At 63.0% G+C, this 24,805-nt stretch carries 15 protein-coding genes; 13 read left to right on the top strand and 2 right to left on the bottom strand.

Annotated elements, in window-relative coordinates:
* Window positions 1–171: 171 nt before the first annotated feature.
* The 10 genes from ACQ4WP_RS04900 to ACQ4WP_RS04855 all read left to right on the top strand — a co-directional run bounded on the left by ACQ4WP_RS04900 (window position 172) and on the right by ACQ4WP_RS04855 (window position 20,114).
* Window positions 172–1,527: an efflux RND transporter periplasmic adaptor subunit gene (locus ACQ4WP_RS04900; RefSeq protein ID WP_436518939.1), complete on the top strand. Its 1,356-nt coding sequence runs from the start codon at window positions 172–174 to the stop codon at window positions 1,525–1,527.
* Window positions 1,524–4,640 (top strand): efflux RND transporter permease subunit, encoded by a 3,117-nt coding sequence (locus tag ACQ4WP_RS04895; RefSeq protein WP_436518938.1) that lies wholly within the window; start codon window positions 1,524–1,526, stop codon window positions 4,638–4,640. Before ACQ4WP_RS04900 ends, ACQ4WP_RS04895 begins: the two co-directional genes overlap by 4 nt.
* A complete protein-coding gene (locus ACQ4WP_RS04890; RefSeq protein WP_436518937.1) occupies window positions 4,637–7,873 on the top strand; it encodes an efflux RND transporter permease subunit in 3,237 nt (1,078 codons plus the stop codon). Before ACQ4WP_RS04895 ends, ACQ4WP_RS04890 begins: the two co-directional genes overlap by 4 nt.
* Entirely contained in the window at window positions 7,870–9,291 is a 1,422-nt protein-coding gene (locus ACQ4WP_RS04885) for an efflux transporter outer membrane subunit (protein ID WP_436518936.1), read from the top strand. The genes ACQ4WP_RS04890 and ACQ4WP_RS04885 overlap by 4 nt, the downstream gene beginning before the upstream one ends.
* A 154-nt stretch (window positions 9,292–9,445) precedes the next feature.
* Window positions 9,446–12,001: a chemotaxis protein CheB gene (locus ACQ4WP_RS04880; RefSeq protein ID WP_436518935.1), complete on the top strand. Its 2,556-nt coding sequence runs from the start codon at window positions 9,446–9,448 to the stop codon at window positions 11,999–12,001.
* Window positions 11,998–14,124 (top strand): PAS domain-containing sensor histidine kinase, encoded by a 2,127-nt coding sequence (locus ACQ4WP_RS04875; RefSeq protein ID WP_436518934.1) that lies wholly within the window; start codon window positions 11,998–12,000, stop codon window positions 14,122–14,124. Before ACQ4WP_RS04880 ends, ACQ4WP_RS04875 begins: the two co-directional genes overlap by 4 nt.
* 87 nt (window positions 14,125–14,211) lie before the next feature.
* A complete protein-coding gene (locus ACQ4WP_RS04870) occupies window positions 14,212–16,368 on the top strand; it encodes a S46 family peptidase (protein ID WP_436518933.1) in 2,157 nt (718 codons plus the stop codon).
* Between the two features lie 146 nt (window positions 16,369–16,514).
* Window positions 16,515–17,468, top strand: a complete 954-nt coding sequence (locus tag ACQ4WP_RS04865) for a type VI secretion system Vgr family protein (protein ID WP_436518932.1) — start codon at window positions 16,515–16,517, stop codon at window positions 17,466–17,468.
* A 352-nt stretch (window positions 17,469–17,820) separates the two neighbouring features.
* A complete protein-coding gene (locus ACQ4WP_RS04860; protein WP_436519136.1) occupies window positions 17,821–18,513 on the top strand; it encodes a phospholipase D-like domain-containing protein in 693 nt (230 codons plus the stop codon).
* Window positions 18,514–18,515: 2 nt separating this feature from the next.
* Window positions 18,516–20,114: a tetratricopeptide repeat protein gene (locus tag ACQ4WP_RS04855; protein WP_436518931.1), complete on the top strand. Its 1,599-nt coding sequence runs from the start codon at window positions 18,516–18,518 to the stop codon at window positions 20,112–20,114.
* 26 nt (window positions 20,115–20,140) lie between these two features.
* Here ACQ4WP_RS04855 and ACQ4WP_RS04850 read toward each other — a convergent pair whose 3' ends face one another.
* A complete protein-coding gene (locus ACQ4WP_RS04850) occupies window positions 20,141–20,761 on the bottom strand; it encodes a TetR/AcrR family transcriptional regulator (RefSeq protein ID WP_436518930.1) in 621 nt (206 codons plus the stop codon).
* A 67-nt stretch (window positions 20,762–20,828) separates the two neighbouring features.
* On the opposite strand from ACQ4WP_RS04850, the gene ACQ4WP_RS04845 reads away from it, so the two are divergent.
* The 3 genes from ACQ4WP_RS04845 (at window position 20,829) to ACQ4WP_RS04835 (ending at window position 22,602) form a co-directional block, all read left to right on the top strand.
* Window positions 20,829–21,347: a DUF2867 domain-containing protein gene (locus ACQ4WP_RS04845; protein WP_436518929.1), complete on the top strand. Its 519-nt coding sequence runs from the start codon at window positions 20,829–20,831 to the stop codon at window positions 21,345–21,347.
* A gap of 95 nt (window positions 21,348–21,442) precedes the next feature.
* Window positions 21,443–22,054 (top strand): nicotinamide riboside transporter PnuC, encoded by a 612-nt coding sequence (gene pnuC / locus ACQ4WP_RS04840; RefSeq protein WP_436518928.1) that lies wholly within the window; start codon window positions 21,443–21,445, stop codon window positions 22,052–22,054.
* Window positions 22,054–22,602: an AAA family ATPase gene (locus ACQ4WP_RS04835; RefSeq protein ID WP_436519135.1), complete on the top strand. Its 549-nt coding sequence runs from the start codon at window positions 22,054–22,056 to the stop codon at window positions 22,600–22,602. Before pnuC ends, ACQ4WP_RS04835 begins: the two co-directional genes overlap by 1 nt.
* Here the strand turns inward: ACQ4WP_RS04835 and ACQ4WP_RS04830 are convergent, their stop codons facing one another.
* Window positions 22,603–24,768 carry a TonB-dependent siderophore receptor gene (locus ACQ4WP_RS04830; RefSeq protein ID WP_436518927.1) on the bottom strand — a complete coding sequence of 722 codons (2,166 nt, stop codon included), beginning with the start codon at window positions 24,766–24,768 and terminating at the stop codon, window positions 22,603–22,605.
* Window positions 24,769–24,805 lie beyond the last annotated feature (37 nt).

Below are 24,805 nucleotides of genomic sequence, written 5' to 3'. Positions count from 1 at the left end.
GCTAGAGTCGTTTCACGATGGGAGCGCGGCTTTTTCAGCTGATTTTCAGCTCTTGACTCCCGACGCTTTGTAGCGCATTTAACCCCGAAAAACGGTCGTCCGGCCTGAGTGTGTTCCACCTCGGCCGGCACCACAGACTCGCCGTGCCAGCGGCCTATACAAGGATAAGCGATGGATTCGCAGACAGCACCCAATACCCCACGGCGCAGCCGCCGCTCGAAAATCGTCGGCAGCGTCATCGCGCTGGCAGTGATGGCCGCGCTAGGCGGCGCTGCCTGGTATTTGACCCATACGGGCGTCAGCGCACAACCTGGCGCCGGTGGCCCTGGCGGGCCAGGCGGCCCCGGTGGACGCCGCGGCGGCCCCTCGACCACCGTTGGCGTGGCCACGGCCGTGAAGTCCGACTTGCCCGTGCTGCTCGATGCGCTGGGCACCGTGACGGCGGCATCCACCGTGACGGTGCGTCCGCAAGTGTCGGGCATTTTGAAAGAATTGAAATTCAAGGAAGGCGGCATGGTCAAGGCGGGCCAGGTGGTGGCGCAGATCGATCCGGCGCAGTTCGAGATGGCGCTGATGCAGGCCACGGGCCAGCGCCAGCGCGATGAAGCGCAGCTGGAAAACGCGCGCCTGACCCTGAAACGCTATCAAACCCTGCTGGGGCAGGACTCCATCGCGCGCCAGGATGTCGATACGCAGGCCGCCCTGGTCAAACAGCTGGAAGGGACCGTCATGACGGACCGCGCCGCCGAAGGCACGGCCAAACTGAACCTGGGCTATACCAGGGTGGTCTCGCCGATCAGCGGCCGCGCGGGCCTGAAGGTGGTCGATATCGGCAACCTGGTGAGCACCAGCGACGCGGGCGGCGTCGTGGTGGTGACGCAGCTGTCGCCCATCGACGTGCAGTTTTCCGTGCCACAGGATAAAGTGCAGACCATTCAGGAGCGCCTGAATGCCGGTTCGGCCCTGGCGGCGCTGGCGCTGGACCGCACGCGCACGCATACCCTGGACAAGGGCAGCCTGAGCGCGCTCGATAACCAGGTCGACGTGCAGACGGGCACCGTGCGCGCCAAGGCCCGCTACACGAATGACAAGATGGCCCTGTTCCCCAGCCAGTTCGTCAACGTGCGCCTGGAGCTGGGCAATATCACGGGCGCCGTGCTGGTGCCCGTGACGGCCCTGCGCCACAGTAACAATGGCGACTTCGTGTATGTGCTGAAAGCCGACAAGACCGTCACCGTGCGCATGGTCACGCGGGGTCAGGCCACCACCGACATGGTGGAAATCCGCGCCGGCCTGGAAGCGGGAGAGCAAGTCATCACGGAAGGTGCCGACCGTCTGAAGGAAGGCGCGAAAGTCACCCTGGCGGGCGACAAGCCTGCCGCGGGTGGCGCCGGCGCGGCTGGCGCAAACGGCGAACGCCGCCACCGCCGCCAGCACGCTGACGGCGCGGCCGGCGCATCGGCAGCGGCTTCCGCATCCGCACCGGCCAGCGTTCCAGCGGTACCAGCGAAGGGCGCAGCGCAATGAGTCCATCGACTCCCTTCATCAAGCGCCCTGTCGCCACGGCGCTGCTGATGCTGGCCATCGTGCTGGCGGGGCTGGTCGGCTTCAAGTTACTGCCGCTGGCCGCCTTGCCGCAGGTGGACTTCCCCACCATCCAGGTGCAGACGCTGTACCCGGGCGCCAGTCCCGAAGTCATGGGGCAGACCGTGACGGCGCCGCTGGAGCGCCAGTTCGGGCAAATGTCGGGTTTACAGCGCATGAGTTCCACCAGCGCTGCCGGCGTCTCCATCATCACCTTGCAGTTCACCCTGGGCCAGACCCTGGACGTGGCCGAGCAGGAAGTGCAGGCGGCCATCAACGCGGGCGGTTCCCTGCTGCCCACCGACTTGCCGGCACCGCCCGTGTACGCGAAGATCAACCCGGCCGACGCGCCCGTGCTGACGCTTGCCATTACCTCGGACACGATGCCGCTGACGCAGGTGCAGAATATCGTCAACACGCGCCTGGCGCTGAAGATCAGCCAGGTCAGCGGCGTGGGCCTGGTGTCGCTGTCAGGCGGCCAGCGTCCCGCCGTGCGCATCCAGGGCGATACCAAGCTGCTGGCCTCGTACGGCCTGGGCCTCGACAGCCTGCGCACGGCCATCGCGGCGGCCAACGTCAACAGCGCCAAGGGCAGTTTCGACGGCCCCACGCGCTCGTTTACCATCAACGCCAACGATCAGCTGGTGACGGCGGAAGACTACAAGCGCCTGATCATCACCTATAAAAACGGCGCGCCAGTGCGCCTGTCCGACGTGGCGAATGTGGTCGACAGCGCGGAAAACACGCGCCTGGGCGCCTGGTCGGGCAAGCAGCCGGCCATCATCCTGAACGTGCAGCGCCAGCCCGGCGCCAACGTCATCAAGACGGTCGACGCGATCAAGGCCCTGTTGCCCGACCTGCAGGCCAGCCTGCCGGCGGCCATGAAGCTCGACGTGCTGAGCGACCGCACGACGGGCATTCGCGCCTCGGTCGAGCACGTGGAAATGGAACTGTTATTGTCCGTGCTGCTGGTGGTGCTGGTGATCTTCGCCTTTTTGCACAGCCTGCGCGCCACGGTGATCGCCAGCCTGTCCGTGCCGATCTCGCTGATCGGCGCCTGCGGCGTCATGTATTTGCTCGGCTACAGCCTGAACAACCTGTCCCTGATGGCGCTGACGATCGCCACCGGCTTTGTCGTCGACGATGCCATCGTCATGATCGAAAACATCGCCCGCTACATCGAAGAGGGCGAAACACCGATGGCGGCGGCCCTGAAGGGCGCGTCGCAGATCGGCTTTACCATCATCTCGCTGACAGTGTCATTGATCGCCGTGCTCATTCCGCTGCTGTTCATGGGCGACGTGGTGGGCCGATTGTTCCGTGAATTTGCCATGACCCTGGCCATCACGATTTTGATTTCCGGCGTGGTTTCGCTGACCCTGGTGCCGATGATGTCGGCGCGCTGGCTGAAGAGCCGTGCCGATGAAAAGGTCAGCGCCACGGGCCAGCGCATCCAGGCTTTCCTCGACCGTGTCATCGTGCAGTACGACCATGCGCTGGTGTGGGTACTGAAACGCCAGGGACTGACCCTGCTGGTGGCTTTGGTCACCTTGCTGCTGACGGTGATTTTGTACATCATCATCCCGAAAGGCCTGTTCCCCACGCAGGACACGGGGCAGCTGAAGGCGCGCATCGAAACCTCGCAAGCCGTCTCGTACGAACGCATGGCCACCTTGCAGCAGGCTGCCGCCAGCGCGTTGCTGGAAGATCCCGCTGTCGATACCCTGAGTTCCCTGGTGGGCGTCGATGCGGCCAACAATACCATGCTGCACACGGGGAGCATGCTGATCAATCTCAAGCGTCCGCGCAGCGGCAAGCAGGATGACATCATGGAGCGCCTGCGCAACCGCGTGGCCAAGGTGGCTGGCGTGACCCTGTATTTGCAGCCGACGCAGGATTTGACCATCGATGCGGAATCGGGGCCGACGCAATACCGCGTCTCGCTCGAAGGGGCCGACACGGCCACCGTCACCGAGTGGGCCGGCAAGCTGGCGGCGCGCATGCGCGAAAAATCGCAGCTGCGCAACGTGGTCACGGACGCGGGAGCCACGGGCGCCGCCGTCGTGGTGGCCATCGACCGCGACAGCGCCGCGCGCATGTCCGTCACCACGGCCACCGTCGATGACGCGTTGTATAACGCCTTCGGCCAGCGCATCATCTCGACCATTTTCACGGAAACCAACCAGTACCGCGTGATCCTCGAAGCGCAGCCCGGCATCGTCACCACGCCGGCCGACCTGTCGGAACTGCAGGTGCGCACGGGTTCCGGCAAGTCGACGCCGCTGTCTGCTTTTGCCAGCGTCAGCGAAAAACAGGCGCCATTGCAGATCACGCACGTGGCGCAGTATCCGGCCACGACACTCGGCTTCGATACCACGCAAGGCGTGGCGCTGGGCAGCGCTGTCGACGCCATCCGCGCGGCAGCGAAAGACATCGCCTTGCCGCCGTCTGTGACCTTGACCTTCCTGGGCGCGGCCGGCGCGTATGAAAACTCGCTGTCGAACCAGCTGTGGCTCATTCTTGCCGCCGTCGTCTGCGTCTACATCGTGCTGGGCGTGCTGTATGAAAGCTACATCCACCCGCTGACGATTTTGTCGACCCTGCCGTCGGCCGGCGTGGGCGCCTTGCTGGCGCTGATGATTTCCGGGCAAGACCTGGGCGTGATCGGCATCATCGGCATCATCCTGCTGATCGGCATCGTGAAAAAGAACGCCATCATGATGATCGACTTCGCCATCGAGGCCGAGCGCGACGAGGGCAAGAGCCCGCAGGAAGCCATCCACCAGGCGGCGCTGCTGCGTTTCCGCCCTATCCTGATGACGACCCTGGCAGCGCTGTTCGCGGCCGTGCCGCTGATGCTGGGCTGGGGCGAGGGCGCAGAGTTGCGCCGTCCGCTGGGCCTGGCCATCTTCGGCGGCCTGATCGTCAGCCAGGTGCTGACCTTGTTTACCACGCCCGTCATCTACCTGGGCTTCGACCGCCTGGGCCAGCGCTTCGCAAGCAAGGCGAAGAACGGTGTCAGCCTGGACAAACCGGGTGCGGGGAGCGCCGCGTGAACCTGTCCGAACCGTTCGTCAAGCGTCCCATCGCCACCGTGCTGCTGACCATCGGCATCGCGCTGGCGGGCGTCGGCGCCTTCTTCGTGCTGCCCGTCTCGCCGCTGCCGCAGGTCGACTACCCGACCATTTCCGTCAGCGCCAGCCTGCCAGGCGCCAGCCCCGCGACCATGGCCACCTCGGTGGCCACGCCGCTGGAGCGGCGCCTGGGCGTGATTTCCGGGGTCAACGAGATGACGTCGTCGTCGGGCACGGGTTCGGCGCGCATCAATTTGCAGTTCGACCTGAACCGCAAGATCGATTCGGCCGCGCGCGAAGTGCAGGCGGCCATTGCCGCCGCGCGCGTGGACTTGCCGGCCACCCTGCGCAGCAATCCGACCTACCGCAAGGCCAATCCGTCCGACGCGCCCGTGATCATCCTGGCGCTGACGTCAAAGACGCGCACGCCGGGCCAGATCTACGATGCCGTGTCGAACCTGGTGCAGCAGAAAGTGGCGCAAGTGAAGGGCGTGGGCGACGTGGAGCTGGGCGGCGGCTCGCTGCCGGCCGTGCGCGTGGAACTGCTGCCTTACCAGCTCAATCACTATGCCGTGTCGATGGAAGACGTGCGCGCGGCCATCCAGGCCAGCAACGCCAATCGGCCCAAGGGGGCGATCTCCGGGGACGAGCGCAGCCTGCAAATCTATTCGGGCGCCAGCACCGCCTCGGGCGGGCGCAGCGCAGCCGACTACCGCAGCCTGGTGGTGGCCTGGCGCGATGGCGCCGCCATCCGCCTCGACGACGTGGCCGAGGTGGTCGACGGCGTGGAGAACAACAATACCCTGGGCCTGTTCAATGGCGACCCGGCCGTCATCGTGCTGATCACGCGCCAGCCGGGCGCCAACGTCATCGCCACCGTGGACGGCGTGCGCGCACTGCTGCCGCAACTGCAGGCGCAGCTGCCCGGCGACATCAAGCTGCAAGTGGCGTCCGACAGCACCAATTCCATCCGCTCGTCCCTGCACGAGATCGAATTCACGCTGGTCCTCTCCATCGTGCTGGTGGTGCTGGTGGTCAGCGCTTTCCTGCGCAGCGTGCGCGCCACCATCATCCCGGCCGTGGCCACCATCGTCTCCTTGCTGGGCACTTTCGGCGTGATGTACGTGCTGGGGTTCAGCCTGAACAACCTGTCCCTGATGGCGCTCACGGTGGCCACCGGCTTTGTCGTCGACGATGCCATCGTGGTGCTGGAAAACACGCAGCGCCACATCGAGGCCGGCATGGACCGTTTCAAGGCGGCCTTGCTGGGCGCGCGCGAAGTCGGCTTTACCGTGCTGTCGATCAGCCTGTCGCTGGTGGCCGTCTTCATCCCGCTGCTGTTCATGGGCGGCCAGGTGGGGCGCTTGTTCCGCGAATTTGCCGTGACCCTGTCGGCTGCCGTGATGATTTCGCTGGTTATTTCATTGACCACCACGCCGATGATGTGCGCCTGGCTGCTGAAAAGCGGCGAGCAGCACAAGCCGCCGGGTGCCGTGGCGGGCTGGTTCGAGCGGGGCTTCGAGCGCATGCTGAAAATGTATGAGCACTGCCTGGACTGGGCCCTGTCCAGCGCCGCGCTGGTGATGACCATCCTGGTGTTCGTCGTCGGCCTGAACGTGTATCTGTTTGCGGCCGCGCCCAAGGGCTTCTTCCCGCAGCAGGACACGGGCCAGATCAACGGCGGCATGCGTGCCGACCAGAGCATCTCGTTCCAGGCCATGCAGGGCAAGCTGCGCCAGCTGGTCGACATCATCAAGGACGATCCGGCCGTCGCCACCGTCGTCGGGTTTACGGGCGGCGGACGGGCAGGGGGCGGTTTCATGTTCATCGATCTGAAGCCGGCCTCTCAGCGCACCGACAAGGGCCAGGCCGTGATCGCGCGCCTGCGCCCGCAGCTGGCCAAGGTAACGGGGATTTCGCTGTTCCTCAACCCTGTGCAGGATTTGCGCATGGGCGGGCGTTCCAGCAATTCGACCTACCAATACACCCTGATCAGCGACAATCAGGCGGACCTGAAGAAATGGGCAGCGAAACTGGCCGACCAGATGAAGCTGCAGCCAGCCCTGATCGACGTCGACACGGACCAGGCGGAAAACGGCGTGGAAACCTTTGTCAGCATCGACAAGGACCGCGCCACCCAACTGGGCGTGCAGGTGCGCGACATCGACAATGCGCTGTACAACAGCTTCGGCCAGCGCCAGGTGGCGACCATCTACGATGAGCTGAACCAGTACCACGTGATCATGGAAGTGGCGCCGCGCTATGCGCAAAGCCCGGAAGCGCTGCGCTCCGTGTATGTGCCGGCTTCCAACGCGGCCGGCGTCAGCACGACCACCAGCGCCATCACTTCGGCGGTAAGCGCGACGACGTCCAACACGACGGCAGCGCGCGACCCGTCCAGCGGCTCTGCCCTGTCCACCACCCTGGCGCACATGGTGCCGCTGTCGTCGTTCAGCAGTTTTGCCGAAAGCTCGACGGCCACCTCCATCAACCACCAGGGCGGCGAGCTGGCCACCACCGTGTCGTTCAACCTGGCCGACGGCTATCCGCTCAGCGACGGCCAGGCGGCCGTGGCCCAGGCGGAGTCGGAAATCGGCATGCCGGTGAATGTGCGCGGCAGCTTCCAGGGTTCGGCCAAGAGTGCGCAGGACAGCAACAAGGAGCAGCCGCTCCTGATCCTGGCGGCCATCGTGGTGATCTATATCGTGCTGGGCATCCTGTACGAAAGCCTGATCCACCCGATCACCGTGCTGTCAACCTTGCCGTCGGCGGGGGTGGGCGCCGTGCTGGCATTGCTGATGTTCCGCATGGAGTTTTCCATCATCGCCCTGATCGGCGTGTTCCTGTTGATCGGTATCGTCAAGAAAAATGCTATATTGATCATCGACTTCGCGCTGGAGGCCGAGCGTTCGCGCGGGCTGACAGCTGTGGAGGCGGTGCGCGAGGCATGTTTGCTGCGTTTCCGCCCCATTCTGATGACCACCCTGGCGGCGGCGCTTGGCGCCTTGCCGCTGGCGATCGGTTTCGGCGAGGGGTCAGAGCTACGCCAGCCCTTGGGGGTCGCCATCATCGGCGGCCTGATTGCCAGCCAGTTACTCACATTGCTGACCACCCCGGTGGTCTACATCCTGCTCGACAAGCTGCGCACGCGCAGCGCCGACGAGCAGCAATTGAGCCGCATTCCTGGGCCAGATAACCCGAGTACACCATCATGAAGCAAGTAAAACCTATCGTATCCGCCGTACCCGCACGCCACCTGCTGGCGCTGGCCGCCGCTGTTCTGCTGGCCGGCTGCGCCGTCAGTCCCGCATATGAAACGCCGACGGCCGCCGCGCCGCAAACCTTCAAGGAGGCGGCCGGCTGGCAACCGGCCGTGCCGGCCGATACCCTGGAACGTGGCCCCTGGTGGACGCTGTTCGGCGACGCGCAGTTGAACCAGCTGGCCGACAGCATCGACATCTCGAACCAGAACGTGGCGGCAGCCGTCGCCTCGTACGAGCAGGCGCGCGCGCTGGTGCGCGAACAGCGCGCCTCGCTGTTCCCCAGCGTGAACCTGACGGGCAGCGGTGCCCGTTCCGGTGGCGGCGGCGAGCAGCAGACGAACAATGACTTCAAGGCGGCCATCGGCGCGTCGTGGGAACCGGATATATGGGGCCGCCTGCGCGCCGGCGTGACGGGGGCCGATGCCAGCGCCAGCGCCAGCGCGGCCGACCTGGCTGCGGCGCGCCTGTCGGCGCAGGGTGAGCTGGCCACCAATTATTTTTCGCTGCGCCAGAGCGATGCGCAGATCGCGCTGCTGAACGCCACCATAGCTGGCTATAAGCGCGTGCTCGACATCACCAGCAACCGCTTCAATTCCGGCATCGCCGCCAAGTCCGACCTGCTGCAGGCGCAGACGCAGCTGGCCAATGCGCAGATCGACCTGTCCGGCCAGACGCGCGCACGCGCCCAGCTGGAACACGCGATCGCCATCCTCCTGGGCCGCGCACCATCGGATTTCAGCCTGGCCGTGGCGCCGTGGACCCTGACCGTGCCCGAGGTGCCGCTGGGCGTGCCGTCGACCCTGCTGCAGCGCCGACCCGACATCGCCGCCGCCGAGCGCAGGGTCGCCGTGGCCAACGAGCAGATCGGCATCGCCCGCTCCGCCTACTATCCGAGCCTGAACCTGACGGGTTCCTACGGTTCCGGCGCCAGCCGTGTGGGCGACCTGTTCAATGCATCGTCGAGCCTGTGGTCGCTGGGCGTGTCGGCCGCGCAAACCTTGTTCAACGCGGGCGCCACCACGGCCAGCGTGGATGCGGCCAAGGCGGGGCATGAGGCTGCCGTGGCGCGCTACCGTCAGACAGTGCTGGCCGCCTTTGGCGCCGTGGAAGACCAGTTGTCGGCCACGCGCGCGCTGGCCGAACAGCTGGCCTTGCGCCAGCAGGCGTCGTTCGCCGCCGACCAGGTCGAGCAGCAGATGCTGAACCGCTACAACGCGGGCCAGGTCGGTTATACGGACGTGGTGACGGCGCAGGTGACGGCGTTGTCGGCACGCCGTTCGCTGGTGCAGGCGCAGGCGGACCGCCAGACGACGGCCGTGGCCCTGATCCAGTCGCTGGGCGGCGGCTGGCATGTGCCGCCGGCGCAGTAGGGGTAAGCAACCGCGGCGCCAAATTCGCATTTTTGCCGTGCGTCTTGGATGCTAGAATGCAAGATTATTCATCCGCCAGCCTGGCGCACGTGCCGTGGCTGTATTCTTGCCGACGATGACACGCAGCAAACACAGCAAAGCTCCAGCGCATGAGATGGCCACCATCGATTTCCCGGTGGTGGCCATCGGCGCTTCAGCTGGCGGACTCGACCCTATTGTCGCTTTCCTGACCCATGTGCCGCTGGAAAGCGGCATCGCCTATGTGGTGATCCAGCATCTTGATCCCACGCAAAAAGCCCTGTTGCCGGAGCTGCTGCAGCGGGCTACCAGCATTCCCGTCACGGAAATCACGCACCAGGCGCCATTGCGGCCGAACCATATCTATGTGATTCCCTCGAATGCGGACCTGGGCCTGTCGAAGGGCCGTTTCCTGCTCAGCGAGCCGCTGCAGCTGCGCGGACACCGCTTGCCCATCAATGCTTTCTTCGAAAGCCTGGCGGCCGAGCTGGGCGAACTGGCCGTGGGCGTGATCTTGTCCGGCATGGGCAGCGACGGCACGCGCGGCTTGCAGGCCATCAAGCAGGCGGGCGGCCTGACCCTGGCCCAGCATCCCGATACGGCCAAGTTCGACATGATGCCGCAAAGCGCCATCGCCGCCGACGCGGTGGACCTCGTCGATTTTCCCGACAAGATGCCGGAAAAGATTGTCAGTTACCTGTTTCGCAGCAGCTTCCTGGCGTTGCCGGGCAGGGAAGCCAGCGGACGCAATTCCTTGCAGGAAATCGTCGCCTTGCTGTCCGAACATACGGGTAACAGTTTCTCGGACTACAAGATCAATACGGTACTGCGCCGCATCGAGCGCCGCATGAGCTTGTACCAGATGACGTCGATGGAAGAGTACATTCCCTATTTGCGCAACAATCCAGGGGAAATTGACCTGCTGTTCAAGGAGTTGCTGATCGGCGTGACGACTTTTTTCCGCGACCCGAAAGTGTGGGAATACCTGAAGATGGTGGTCTTGCCGCAAATGCTGGCGGCCCACCCGGACGGGCGCGCTTTCAAGGCGTGGATTCCTGCCTGTTCCACGGGAGAGGAAGCGTATTCGCTGGCCATGGTCTTCCATGAAGTGGTGGCCAGCAGCCAGCCGCCGGCGAAGTACAGCCTGCAGATCTTTGCCACCGACCTGTCGGCCGACGCCATCGACCGCGCCCGCCAGGGCTGCTTTCCGCAAACGATAGTCAGCGATGTGTCGGCCGAGCGACTGGAACGGTTTTTCTTGCAGGACAAGAACGATTACCTGGTCAGGAAAGAGATCCGCAACATGATCATCTTTGCCCAGCAAAACATCATTTCGGACCCGCCCTTCACCAAGCTCGATATCCTGTGCTGCCGCAACCTGTTGATTTACCTCAATGCCAAGCTGCAGCAGCGTTTGATTCCCCTGTTTCATTACGCCTTGAACCGCGATGGGATCTTGCTACTCGGCAGCGCCGACACGCCCTGCCACTTTTCCGAGCTGTTCGCGCCCCTGACGACATCCACCCGGCTGTACCGCCGCCTCGACAACCTGGCGCGCCGGCGCTTGCTGACGTACTTCCCCACGAAGGTATCGTCGGCCACTCCTCCTACCCCCAGCGACACGAGAGACGTCAGCATGCCCGGAAAAATCCAATCCCACGTCGAGCAATTATTGCTCCAGAAATATTCGCCTGCGGCCGTGCTGCTGAACCAGGATGGGGATATCTTGTATATCAACGGGCGCACGGGTGCCTTCCTGGAACCGGCTGCAGGCAAGGCTAACTGGAATATCCACGCGATGGCGCGCGACGGTTTGCGCTACGAGCTGGCGGGCCTGATCAAGCAGGCGCTGCAAAGCGACAGCGTGGTGCGCCTGAAAGGCCTGGTACTCAAGGATCACGCAGGGCTGGCGCAGGGTGTGGATTTGACGGCGGAAGCCTTGCGCCAGCCCGAAGCGCTGCGCGGCATGCTCTTCGTCACGTTTGCCAACGTGCCGCTGGCGGCCACCTCGCGCCGGGGCCGCTCGCCAAACCCCAAGGTGCTGGAACTGGAGCAACAGCTGATCCAGGCGCGCAATGAAATCCAGGCCGTGCGCGACGAAATGCAGACCTCGCGCGAAGAACTCAAATCGGCCAACGAGGAATTGCAATCGACCAATGAAGAGTTGCAATCGGCGAACGAAGAGCTCACCACCTCGAAAGAAGAGATGCAGTCGTTGAACGAAGAACTGTACACGGTCAATGCCGAGTTGCAATCGAAGGTCGACGATTTGTCGCTGGTCAACAGCGACATGAAAAATCTGCTCAATAGTACCGATATCGCCACCATTTTCCTCGACAGCGAGCTGCGCATCCGCCGCTTCACGGCGCCGGCCACGCAAATCTACAAGCTGATCCAGACGGACTTGCGCCGTCCGCTCAGCGACATCGTCAACGATCTCGCTTACCCGAACCTTGAGGCGGATGCACTGGAAGTCATCCGTAGCCTGGTGTTTTGCGAACGGCAGGTGGAGACCAAGAACGGGCGTTGGTACAACGTGCGCATCATGCCGTACCGCACGGTGGAAAACGTGATCGATGGCGTGGTGGTGACCTTTATTAACATTACCGAGTCAAAGGTACTGGAAGCCCAGCTGCGCCAGATCCAGTCCGGCGCCGTAGCAGACGGGAAAGCAGGAAAGAGAGCGTCATGAGCGAACCATTCGACGACGGTAGCGTGGCGGCCAGATTGCGAGCGCAGGCGGAGCAATTGGCGCAGCAGCGCCAGCCGATATCGCCGCCGCAGTCGAATGAAGAGGTAATGCGTCAGCTGCATGAGCTGCAGGTCAGCCAGATCGAGCTGGAAATGCAGAGTGCGGCCCTGGCCGAGCTGGAGCAACTGAAGAATGAATTTGAAAGCAGCCGCGACCGTTATGCGCAGCTGTATGAACAGGCGCCCGTCAGCTATTTTTCGCTGGCGCGCGAGGGCGTCATCACACGTGTCAATGTGGCGGCCTGCGGTTTGTTGCAGCGCGACAAGAACCAGCTGCTGGGGCGGCGTTTCGAGCAATTTGTCGCGCCCCAGGCGCAGGGCAGCTTCCGCCGTTTCCTCGACGCCGTCTTCAGCAGCGGCACGCGCCAGGTGCTCGAAGCGCAACTGTTCGAAGGCGAAGTGGGTGGCATGCGCGGCATGGTGCGTATCGAGGCCAATGTCGATGCGGCCAGCGCCACGGCGCGCATGGTGGTGACGGACCTGGGCGACGAGCATGCGCGCGAATCGGCCTTGCGGCGCGCCTTTGTCATCCTCGACAGTATCCGCGAAGGCGTGCTGGTGACCGACAGCGGCAACCGCATCATTTCCGTCAACCCCGCCTTTACCACCATCACCGGCTACCAGGCGGAGGAAGCGATCGGGCGCGATCCGTCCTTTCTCGGCGGCGGCACGCATTTGCCGCATTTCTATGAAGCCATGTGGCGCAGCCTGCACCAGAATGGCAGCTGGTATGGCGAACTGGTGAACCGGCGCAAGAGTGGCGAGCGCTTCGTCGAATCGCTGTCGATCACGCCCATGCGCAATCAGGACGGCGCCATCAGCCATTTTGTCGGCGTGTTTTCCGATATCACCGAGCGCAAGCTGGCCGAGGCGGACTTGCGTGAACTGCACCGCGAGCTGGACCAGCGCGTCATCGAGCGCACGGCCGAATTGCTGCGAGCCAACCAGCATCTGCAGCTGGAAGTGCACCAGCGCGAGCGGGCGCAGGAAGCCTTGCGTGATGCCGAGCGTTTCTTTCACGCCACCATCGATTCGCTGACGGACCGGGTGCTGGTGCTGGACCGGGCCGGCTGCGTCGTGCATGCCAACCAGGCATGCCTGGCCTTCGTGGGGCAAACGCCGCGGCTGCTGCAGTACCTGGAATTTTGCGAAACGGACCCGCGCTGGCAGCGCAGCGCCGGACGCGAGCTGGCCGCCGGCATCCGTTCCGTCATTGCCGGCACTGCCGACACGTTTGCGCTCGAGTATGAATTTGCCACGCGCGCCGGCCCGCGCTGGTCGCAGGCCAGGATCAGCCGTTTCCTTGGCGAAGAGCCGCTGCGCGTGGTGGTGGCGCACACGGACATTACCGAACGCAAGCTGATGGATGGCGCCCTGCGCCAGTCGCACGCGCAGCTGCGCCAGCTGGCGCTGCACCTGGAAACGGCCAAGGAAGACGAGCGCAAGCGCATCTCGCGCGATATCCACGATGAACTGGGGCAAAACCTGCTGGCGCTGCGCATCGATATTTCCATGCTCAGCGCGCGCACCGAGGGTTCCCATCCGCGCCTGCACCGCCGGGTCGGCGCCGTGCTCAGCAATGTCGACACCACCATCAAGAGCGTGCGCGGCATCATGAACGAGCTGCGCCCGATGGCGCTGGACCTGGGCTTGCAGGCCGCCATCGAATGGCAGGTAGGCGATTTCCGCAAGCGCAGCGGCGTCGTTTGCCGCCTGCTGATACGCGACGAGGCCCTGTTTGCCGCCATCGGCAGCCAGGTCGAGATCGTGCTGTTCCGCATCGTGCAGGAAGCGCTCAGCAACGTCATGCGTCACGCCCAGGCCAGCCAGGTCGAGATCGAGCTCAGTTCGGATGCCTGCGCCGTGTACGTGGCCATCAGCGACAACGGCATCGGCATCACGCCACAGCAGCAGCGCAAAAAGCAGTGCTTTGGCCTGATCGGCATTGCCGAGCGGGTGACGGCGCTGGGCGGGCACTTCGAGGTGGGTATGCCGGCGTCGGGCGCCGGTTGCCGCCTGTCCCTGCAAATTCCCTTGCCGGGGGCGGGGCGGCCTGGCGCCTGATACAGAAATTGCAAAGGGTTAATTTTTGCCGACTCAGGCCGCCTGGACAGGCTATACTTTCGCCTGCTATTTATGGAGGGGCATATCTTGTTCAAAACAATCGTTTTACCCGTCGCCTTACTGGGCGCGTTCGCCGGCGCACACGCCGACGAAGGGCAGTGGCAACCACACCAACTGCCACAGCTGAAAGCCGAACTGAAACGGGTCGGCATCGACATTCCTGCAGAAAAACTGGCCGACCTGAGCAAGCATCCGATGAGCGCCATCGTGTCGCTGGGCGGTTGCTCGGCTGCTTTCGTTTCCGACGCGGGCCTGGTGGTGACGAACCACCACTGCGCGTATGGCGCCGTGCAGCGAAATTCCACGCCGGAACACAATTACATCACCAACGGCTTCCTGGCCAAGACGCGCGCTAGCGAGCTGCCGGGCGGTCCGAACAGCCTGGTGTATGTGACGGACAAGGTGGAGAACGTCAGCGAGCGCGTGCTGAAAGGCTTGACGGCCGACATGAGCGGACGCGCGCGCCACGAAGCCGTGGAAAAGCGCGTCAAGGACCTGATCGCCGAATGCGAAACGGACAAGATGTACCGCTGCTCCGTACCCGCCTTCCACCGCGGCCTCGAGTACTACCGCATCCGCCAGATGATGATACGCGACGTGCGCCTGGTGTACGCGCCATCGGACAAGATCGGCAACTTCGGCGGCGACATCGACAACTACGAATGGCCGCGCCACACGGGCGATTATTCGTTCCTGCGCGCCTACGTGGGCAAGGATGGCCGTCCGGCCGACCCGTCGCCCGACAACGTGCCGTACAAATCGAAGGACTTCCTGGTGGTCTCGGCCGAAGGCTTGAAGGCCGGTGACGGCATCTTGCTGGCGGGCTACCCCGGCCGCACCAGCCGCTACAAGCTGCCGGCGGAAATCCGCTTCGCGCGCGATACGGCCTTCCCCCTGAAAGTATCCGAACTGCAAGCTGACCTGGCCGTGATGGCCGACGCCACCAATGGCGATGGGGCCGCTGCCGTGCGCTATGCCAGCGTGGTGAAAGGCATCAACAACGTGCTGAAGAAAACCCAGGGCTTGCTCGACGGTTTCGCCCGCAAGGACATCGCCGCCATCAAGGATGTGCAGGATGCCGAGTTCCGCGCCTGGTACGCCAGGCAGCCGAACGTCTCGACCACCCTGCTGGCCGAACTGGATGCGGCGATCGCCAGCGACATGGCCTTGAGCGAAGAAGAGTTCGCCTGGTCGGTGGCCACCAACAGCGACTTGCTGAAAAGCGCGCGCACCATCTACCGTTTGTCGCTGGAGCGCCAGAAAGCGGACGCCGAGCGCGAATCGGGCTTCCAGCAGCGCGACCTGGCCTTCATCAAGGCCCGTCTGGCGCGTCTGGAGCAGTCGTATGTCAACAAGGTCGACCAGGCGCGTTTTGCCGCGGGCCTGAAGCGTTACGCACAACTGGCGGCGAAGAGCCATCCGCAAGGCCTGGACGCGCTGCTGCCGGCGCCAAGCGCCGTAGCAGCCCTGTACCAGCAGACGCAACTGGCTGACACGGCCAAGCGCCTGGCCTGGCTGGAAAAGGACCAGGCCGCCGTTGCCCAGTCCGACGACGCCTTCATGACGCTGGCCATCAAGCTGCAACCGGTGGACGCGGCGCTGGAAGAGCGCCGCAAGGAAATCGACGGCAACCTGGAGCGCGTGATTCCGCAATACATGCAAGCCGTGATCGCCTGGAAGAAATCGCAAGGCAAGCCGGTCTATCCTGACGCCAATTCGACCCTGCGCGTGACCTACGGCACCGTCTCGCCGTACTCGCCGCGCGACGGCATCACCAAGGGGCCGTTCACGACCGTGGAAGGCATCGTTGAGAAAGTCACGGGCAAGGCCCCGTTCGAAGCGCCGCAAGCGCTGCTCGACGCCGTCAAGGAAAAACGCTATGGCCAGTTCCGCGACCCGGTGCTGGGCACGGTTCCCGTCAACTTTCTCACCAGCGCCGACACCACGGGCGGCAATTCCGGCTCGGCCGTGATGAACAAGCGTGGCGAACTGATCGGCCTGAACTTCGATTCGACGTATGAATCGATCACCAAGGACTGGTACTTCGACACGGCCATCACGCGCGCCATCCACCTCGACATCCGCTACATGCTGTGGGTGATGAAGGAAGTGGACCACGCGGATAACCTGCTGCAGGAAATGACCATCAAGTATCCAAAGGCCGTGAAGTCAGCAAAGAAGTAACTTTCGACGCTAAACAAGCCGCATCCGCCGACTGGGCCGATGCGGCTTTTTTACGTATGGGCAACTAGTTTGAGTTCCATCAATATGCCAGCGTTCACCATGGTTAGCATGGGCTAGGGGAAACAAGTCCGAAGGAGGCAATATGGATGATGGCAAGCTGGCAGCTGATCTGGCGCGCCTTTTCGGAGCGAGCAGGCGAGTCCAGGACAGCCGCTTGCTGCGCATGGATTTTCCGCGCGACGATGGTCCGCCCGATACCAGCGCTGCTGGTCAACAGCTTGCGGGCACATGAGGAAATGTCACGCGACTTCCGCTTCGACGCCGAACTGCTGTCCGACAATCTCCACATTCCCCTGACAGCGATGATGGGACGCATGGTCACGATTTCGATGGTGCGCGATGACGCCAGCTTGCGCCATTTTAATGGTTATGTCGGCGAATTTCGCTTGTTGCGCAGCGATGGCGGTTTCGCGTTCTACCAGATGGTGCTGCAACCCTGGCTGGCGTTTTCCAGGCTGCGCATGGACAACGTCTCGTTCCACGGACGCACGGTCATCGACATCAGCGAAACTACCTTCGATCATTATTTGCAGCGCGACTGGCAAAACCGGCTGCATGAGGAAAAAGCGATATTAACCTGCGCCAACCAGCATAATGAAACCGATTACAACCATCTGCACCGGCGCTGGGAAGACCAGGGTATCCATTATTGGTATGAACATCGCGCCGACGGCCATACGCTCTGTTTGGGCGACAATACCTGGCTGACCGATAGCATCGACCCAAGCGACCGCCATGCCAGCGACGCCGACGAGATGGTGTTTCGCAGCGGCGCGGGCTCGCTGGAGGGCGACGGCATACGCGATTGGCAGGCAATACGGAAGATCGCTTCAGGCTCGCTCACGCTGGCCAGCTTCAACTACAAGCATCCCTATGCCAGCCGCGCCAGCGGCTACGCGCCGCGAACAGGGCGGTGTCAACGAGCGGCGCGAGTGTTTGCAGGGTGTGGCTGCGGACGGTGGGTTCGCCACGCTGAAACCGTATCAGGATTATGCCTGCCGCATCGACGGTGGCCGTGCGCTCATCGCGCTCTACAATAATTTTGCGAAGGCATGGGATCGCGCGGCCGGCGATCGAACTCATGGCGCCGCCAATGCCAGCGTGAGCCGCGAACTGCCACGCGGCAGCCCGCCGGCGCGGCTGTTGCGCAAGGCCGAGCCGGATGACTCCACCGTGCAGATCGTCCTGACGCAGCCCGAGGAACAAGACAAGACGATCAAGGAAACCTATTTTCGCGCGGTAACCCAGGCCAGCCTGGCGGCCGGCTACCTGTATGTGGAAAACCAGTATTTCCAGTATGAAGAATGGGCCCAACACTTGCTGGCCGAGCGCAAGCGCGTCGTCGCCGCCTGGAAGGCCGGCAGTGTCAAGGCGGGCAAGAGTCTTGAAGATATGCCGGTCATGCACGTGCTCATCGTCATCCCGGTGCCGGAGCGGGCGCAGATGGTGCCGCGCACCCACGACACGCTGGCGGCACTGGGGCAGCACGCTGGCATGATGGGGCAAAACACCATGATCGACGACTATAACAAGCGACCGAAAACCCGGCGTGTCAGGGCAGGATTCGGTATTTCCACCGAGGCGGAAGTCAAGTTGCCCGACGTGGTGCAGCATTCCAACGGCATCAACAAACCCGGCGTGATGACGCTTGAAAGCGAATTCGGGCTGAAGGTATCGGTGGCCATGCTCAATGTCAGCGCGTTTGAGAAGGACTGCTGGCGCTACCGCGAAATCTACATCCATTCCAAGCTGATGCTGGTCGACGACGTGTTCATGACGCTGGGCAGCGCCAACCTGAACCAGCGCAGCATGGCTGTCGATAGCGAAATCAATATCGCCACCATCGACCGCCGCGTGGCCCGCGATTTGCGCAAGCGGGTGTGGCGCATGCATAGCGGGGGATTGGTCGATGGCGGGGGCGGGACGAAGGGGGAGATTGTGGATGCTTTTGAAAAGTGGGGAAACTTAATGAAGGCCAATCGGACGAAAAAGCTGGCAAAACAAGGAGGAGCAAAATTAAAAAAAATGATTGGTTTTTTGTTGCCATTAGAAGATAGCCGAAGTTCTACCATACGTCTGGGGTGAGCATGAAACAGTATCAAAATATATTCATTCGCCTGCCATGTTCCGTATTGGTAGTTTTCCTGTGTATCCCTTTATTTGCCTGCAAAATGCCAAACGACAAAGAAGAAGTCTTGCCACGTAACCAAAGCCTGCCGTTTTTCAATCCGCATGTCGCGGATTTCATTTGTGAAATCGAATCGAACAAGGTGCCTCCCATCGATGCGCAAGCGGAAGACTGGCTACTCGAAGCGCGCGCCATGGAAGATCCTGAAATTTTCGTGGAAGACCGCGATTACAAAAAAATTGTCGATCTCACGCGTCAAGCGGCGCAGCGATTGCACTGGAAGGCGATGCTCAACCTGGCCAGCCTGTATGTGGAAGGACGCGATCCTTTATATGGTGAGGAAGAAGCGGTGCAACTGGTGGAAAAGGCGATGCGGCTCGGGATACCGGCAGCGTATGACAGGATGGGGACATATTATGCGAACAGCACCGGTGTTGACGGCGACATCACTCGCGCCTATGCATTCTGGCAAAAGGCTGCTGTCATGGGAAATCCTCAGGCGATGGCATTTTTAGGAGAGAAATTAAGAGCGGGAACAGACGGTGCTATACCTGGATATTGGGCCAATATTCCTGTAGCGATAAAAATGATGGCATGTGCGCTTTCTCAAGGATACGGGCCTGCTGCGTTTAACCTGCACTATTTGTATGCAATACCAAGAGCTGCGAATGGCGATGAGATTGGCGATCGAACTCCTACAACCAAACAGCGTGCTCTAAATGTATTGCATGAGGGAGTCAAGTTTGGCTGCGCAGAATGTGCGAGCGCATTGGCAATTGAATTTGGTTCACCTTTTGATCTTGCCGATATGCTGGCGCCATATGTGGACAAGGCTCGCGGTGAACGTTACGGCGTACTTAATCGTGCCCTCGGCTTCAACCCCAATCGCCGCTTTCCGAACCTCGATAAAATCTTGCCATTGCCGCCGGCCGATCTGCCGCCGTGGGATGGTCAACGAAAGAGCCTGCTCGACGCCGCCATGGGTGTCCGCCCGCCGCCAGCCATCCCGCAACCAAGCGCCGCCTCGCTGTTACAAAAACCATATTTCCTGGCCGCCGACTATGCGCTGCATCCCACCGGCTTGCACAGCGATGCGCCGACTGCGCCATTTTCCGCATATTGGCAACCCGCCGGTGGGCAGGGTTTGACGGAGCCGGCCCGGCTATTTCGCAAAGGCGAAGAGTTCCGCCATTTCGGCTTGCGGGATGCCGCTGGCAAGGTACGTTATGGCAGCGTGACATGGGAGCAGTGCCTGACGATACGGCATAACCATGGGGCAGTGGAGCTGCGCGCGGCGCGCGGCTTGCTGCGCGAGGTGGCGCGTCCCGAGCCATGGTTGAGCTGCGTTTGCGGGCAAGCGTGTCCGGTCAGCGGCGTCTGGCAACCGTGGGTAGCGGCCGACCATCCGCTGCAGGCGATCGTCAACCAGTACTGGCGCCAGGCTTGGCTGAACCAGGGCGCGTCGTTCCCGCAACCGCGCCGCGACTGGCTGCTGGATTTGCCAGACGACGACGTGACCTGGCATTTGATGGATGCGTCCCTTCCTGATCTTGGGTAACGCAAACTGGAGAGACCATGCCGGATTCAGGACAGCGGTGCTGGCGTCAGCGCCTCCACCGGCAACTGAAAAAAGCGCGGCACCATCGCCGGCGACAAATCGTCGCCACCGTCGGCCATGGCCAGGCGCCCGCTCAGCAGCAGCATCACGTAGCCGTGGCCCAGCGACCAGCCGGCGCTGGCGGCGGCCTTGTCCCAGCGGGGAGCTAGGCCCGCTTCGCGCACGGCTGCGCCGGCCGTTTGCAGCACATACTGAAAGCATGCTTGCGCCGCTTCCTGCAGGGCGGGGAACTGGCGCACGTCCTGGTGTTCGAACATCAGCCGGTAGTGGGCGGGCGCGGCCAGGGCGAATTCGATGTATTGCTGGCCCAGCAACTGAAAACGCTGTTCCGCCGGCAGGCTGCCTGGCGGCGGCAGTTCAGTCTCCCATTTGGCGATCAGGCTGGCGAAGCCGGCCGCCGCCACCTCGGCCAGCAAGGCTTCCTTGCTGGGGAAGTGGCGGTACACGGCGGCAACCGACACGCCCACCGTGCGCGCCAGTTCGCGCAGGGAGAGGGCGGCGTCGCTTTGCTGCGCCAGTTGCGCGATGGCGGTGGCGACCAGGGTGTCGCGCAAGTTGCCGTGATGATAGGTACTCGTTGTTGTCATTCTATGTTATCGCTGTTCACATTGTCGTGTATGATGCTCATGTTATCACTGAACACATGGAGAGCACATGCAAGAGATGAACATCGCCGTCCGCGCCGTGGCCTTGCCGCCTGGCGCCAGCATCGCCCCCTTATACCCGGGCAGCAACCTGGCCGATGCGTATGCCGTCGACCTGCCGAACGCGCGTGCCCGCGAGCTGGACATGGAAAGCCTGGCGCGCCAGCTGCTGGGCAGCCAGCCGGGCTGGGCGCGGAGCCTGATGGTGCTGCGCGACGCCATCGTGGCGCGCTTCGGCATCAAGACAGCCAGGCAGATGGAAGCCAGGCCAGGCGAGCGCATCGGCATTTTTCGCATCTATGCGCGCAGTGTTGATGAAATCATCCTGGGCGAGGATGATAGCCACCTGGATTTTCGCCTGTCGGTGCTGCGCAGCAAGCAAGAAGGCAGGCATGGCTGCGTGACCGTGGCCAGCGTCGTGCATTGCCATAATGGAGTGGGACGTGCCTACATCCTGCTGATCCGGCCTTTCCACAAGCTGATCGTGCAGCGCTCGCTGGCGCGCGCCGTCAAGGGTGGCTTTGCCTGAGCGGGCCGAGGAGGGAAGGGGCGTGACGGTGCGGGCAATCTTGCTTATTCATGGCCGGTATTGCATACTGCACCACCAGCCTCATCACGATTCCCATGAACGATACGCTTCTCCTGCTGGGTTTTGCCACCACGCCGCTTGAACTGATTTCCTTTGTCCTGGCACTGACAACCGTTGCGCTGAATATTCGCCAGAATCACTGGGCGTGGCTGTTCGCCATCATTTCCTCGGCCGCTTACGGTTTCGTCTTTTTCGAGTCGCGCCTGTATGGCGACATGGCCTTGCAACTGCTGTTCATCAGCGTCTCGTTCTGGGGCTGGTACCAGTGGCTGCATCCGGCCAGCGGCGGCAAGACCCTGCCCGTCACGCGCCTCGATGGGCGCGGCTGGCTGGCTTGCGCCGCGGGCTGGCTGGTCGGCTTCCTGCTCATTGCCTGGCTGCTGACGACGACGGACACGGACGTGCCCCATGCGGACGGTTTCCTCACGGCAGGCAGCCTCGTCGGGCAATTCCTGCTGTCGCGCAAAAAGCTGGAAAACTGGATCGCCTGGATCATCGTCGACGTGCTGTATGTCTGGCTGTACCTGCACAAGGGCCTGACCCTGACGGCCGTGCTGTACGCCTTCTTCGTGGTGATGGCCATCATCGGCTTGCTGGCGTGGAGAAAGTCGGCCCCGGCCGCGCCCGGCGCCATGGTCCTCAAGTGATGGAGCCTTGCGTGCGCGTGGCGATCCTGGGCGCGGAATCGTCGGGCAAGTCGACCCTGGCGGCCGCCCTGGCCGAGTGCTACGGCACCGTCTGGGTGCCGGAATACTTGCGCGAATTCGTGGCAACGCAGGGCCGGGTGCCCGTCGCGGCGGACCAGTATGGTATTGCTCGTACGCAAGTCGAACGCGAAGCGGCAGCCGCCGCGCAAGCGCGTCACTTCCTGTTTTGCGACACGACACCCTTGATGACGATGGTCTACAGCCGCCATTATTTTGATGGCGCGGACGCGCAGCTGGCGGCGCTGGCCGATGCCACGCAGTACGATGTGACGTTGGTGACGGCGCCCGACAGCCCGTGGGTGGCCGACGGCTTGCAGCGCGAGTCGGAAGGCGTGCGCCAGTTGATCTACCGCTACCTGCTCGACGAGCTCGACGCGCGTGGCATCGCCTACCACGTGTTGCACGACAGCCTGGAGGCGCGCCTGGCACAGGCGGCGCCTTTGTTGCAGCAGGCGCTCGATGCGGCGCCTGCCGTTTCTTCTACTTAATTAAAAGTCGAACTGCGCCGACACCTTCAAGGTGCGGCTTGCGCCCGGGAACAGGTAGCCGCCTGCTTCCGGCGTCACGTCGCGCCAGTAGAACTTGTCCGTCACGTTGTTGACGGTGGCGCGCAGCACGGCCGGTGTGCCGGCCAGGCGCGCGGCGTAGGCGGCGCCCAGGTTGAACACGCTGTATGACGGCACGAAGGTAGTGTTGTTGTTTTCGAATGCCTTTTTGCCCGCATATTCCCAGCTGCCATTGACGCTCAAGCCCGCCACCTGTTGCACGGCGTAGTCGGCGCGCACGGCGGCCTTGAAGGACGGCACGTTGGGTACGCGCTTGCCATCGTAGTCCGCACTGCCCGTATCCGACTGCTGGCTGTTCAGTGCCGTCACGGACGCGCCCAGGTTCAGGTTGGCCGATGCCTTGCCCTGGGCCGACAATTCCAGTCCCCGGTGCTGGGCTTGGCCTTCGCGCACGAAGTTGTACTTTTCCGGTTCCGATGCCAGCGGCTGGTTGAATTCCAGGCCCTTGCGGATCTGGAACAGGGTGGCGGCGACCATGAAGTCCGGCGTCAGGTCCGCCTTCACGCCCACTTCGATCTGCTTCGAGCGGCTCGGCGTCAGTTCCACATTGGCGTTTTCCGCGTAGCGGTCGGCCGTGCCGCCGTGTTCCATGCCCTGCGAGTACGACGCGTACACGGCGATATTGTCTTGCGGGTTGTACACCAGCGCCACGTTCGGCAGCAGGAAGTCGTGCTTGGCGCGGATTTCCTTGTCTGCCTTCAGTACATACTGGTAGCCATCCACATCGATATGGCGCACGCCGCCATGCAGCTTCCAGCTTGGCGCCAGGCTGACGATGTCCTGCACGAAGACGGATTTTTCCTTGTCGTTGCGCACCAGGCGCACGGGACCCGTGACACCGTCGGATGGGGCGACGATGACGGGACGGTAGATATTGCTGATGCCCACTTCGTCGTAGACGTACTTGCCGGCCCGGTCCTTGCGGTTGAAGTAGGAGACGCCGGCCGTGAATTCATGGCGCAGGCTACCCGTGGCGAATTTGCCCTGGATCATGGCTTGCGCGCTCAGCGGCTTTTTCGTCTCGCCCAGGCTGCGGAAGTCCCACACGGAAAAATCGCCATTGCTGCAGAACACAGGAGTCCAGCCTTCCGGGCTGCAACCATACGGGTAGGCCGTATAGTCGTCCCGCTTGAACGAGTGCTGGTTGGCCGACAAGGTGGCGTGCCAGTCGTCATTGAAAGCGTACTGGAAACGCAGGCCGATATTGCTGGTGACGGTTTCCACGGGATGTGTCCACGGTTGCTTGTTGAGCATGGCGTCGGCGCTGACGTTGGCGGGCAGGCTGCCATTGCTCAGCAACTGGAAACCGGGCGCCGTCACTTGCGCCTTGTCCTGGTAGTCGGCGTCCAGTTGCAGCAGGGCCTGCGGCGAAATCTGCCAGTCGAAGGCGCCGGAAATGAACTTGCGGTTGCCGTCCGCGCCCTTGATGTAGGAGCGCAGGCGCTCGGCCGCTACGTTGACCCTGTAGCCGAAGCGCTTGTCTTCCAGGCGTCCGCCCAGGTCGACGGCGCCGTACAGGGTGCCCCGTTCGCGCGCTTCCACGGTGACGGTGCGCAATGGCGCGTTGGTCGGGCGCTTGACGATGAAGTCGATCACTCCGCCCGGCGCGGCCACGCCTGCCTGCAAGCCGGCCAGGCCTTTCAGTACTTCGATGCGTTCCTTGTTTTCCAGCGGAATTTGCGTATCGCCGGGAATGGCCACGCCATCCTTGCGGTAGCTGGAGTTCGTATCGAGCTTGAAGCCTCGGATGGTGAACTGCTCCGCATAGCCGACGGCGTTGTACGACTCGTTGATACTGGCGTCGAGCTTGACGGCGTCGCTGAGGTTGCGGATTTGCAGGTCCTGTATTTCCTTTTGCCCGATGACGGTAACGGCGGCCGGCGTTTGCAGCAGTGGCGCGTCGAAAAAGCCGCCCACGGAGGCGCGCTTGGCGGCCGGCGCCTTGCTGGCCGTGACGACCACTTCAGCCATGCTTTGGGCTTGCGGGTCGGCGGATTCGGAGGTGTCATTCGCGGCCAGGGCGGGCGCGGCAAACGCGTGCAGGATGGCCAGGGTCAAAACAGAAATAGATAAATTCGGTGTGGACATAGATTGCTCGTGGTTCAAGCCGTCTCTTGGGAAAGAG

Origin of the sequence: Janthinobacterium lyxosi (assembly GCF_051380665.1) — a bacterium.
Classification (GTDB): Bacteria; Pseudomonadota; Gammaproteobacteria; order Burkholderiales; family Burkholderiaceae_D; genus Janthinobacterium.
This window is presented reverse-complemented; position numbering and strand designations above follow the sequence as displayed.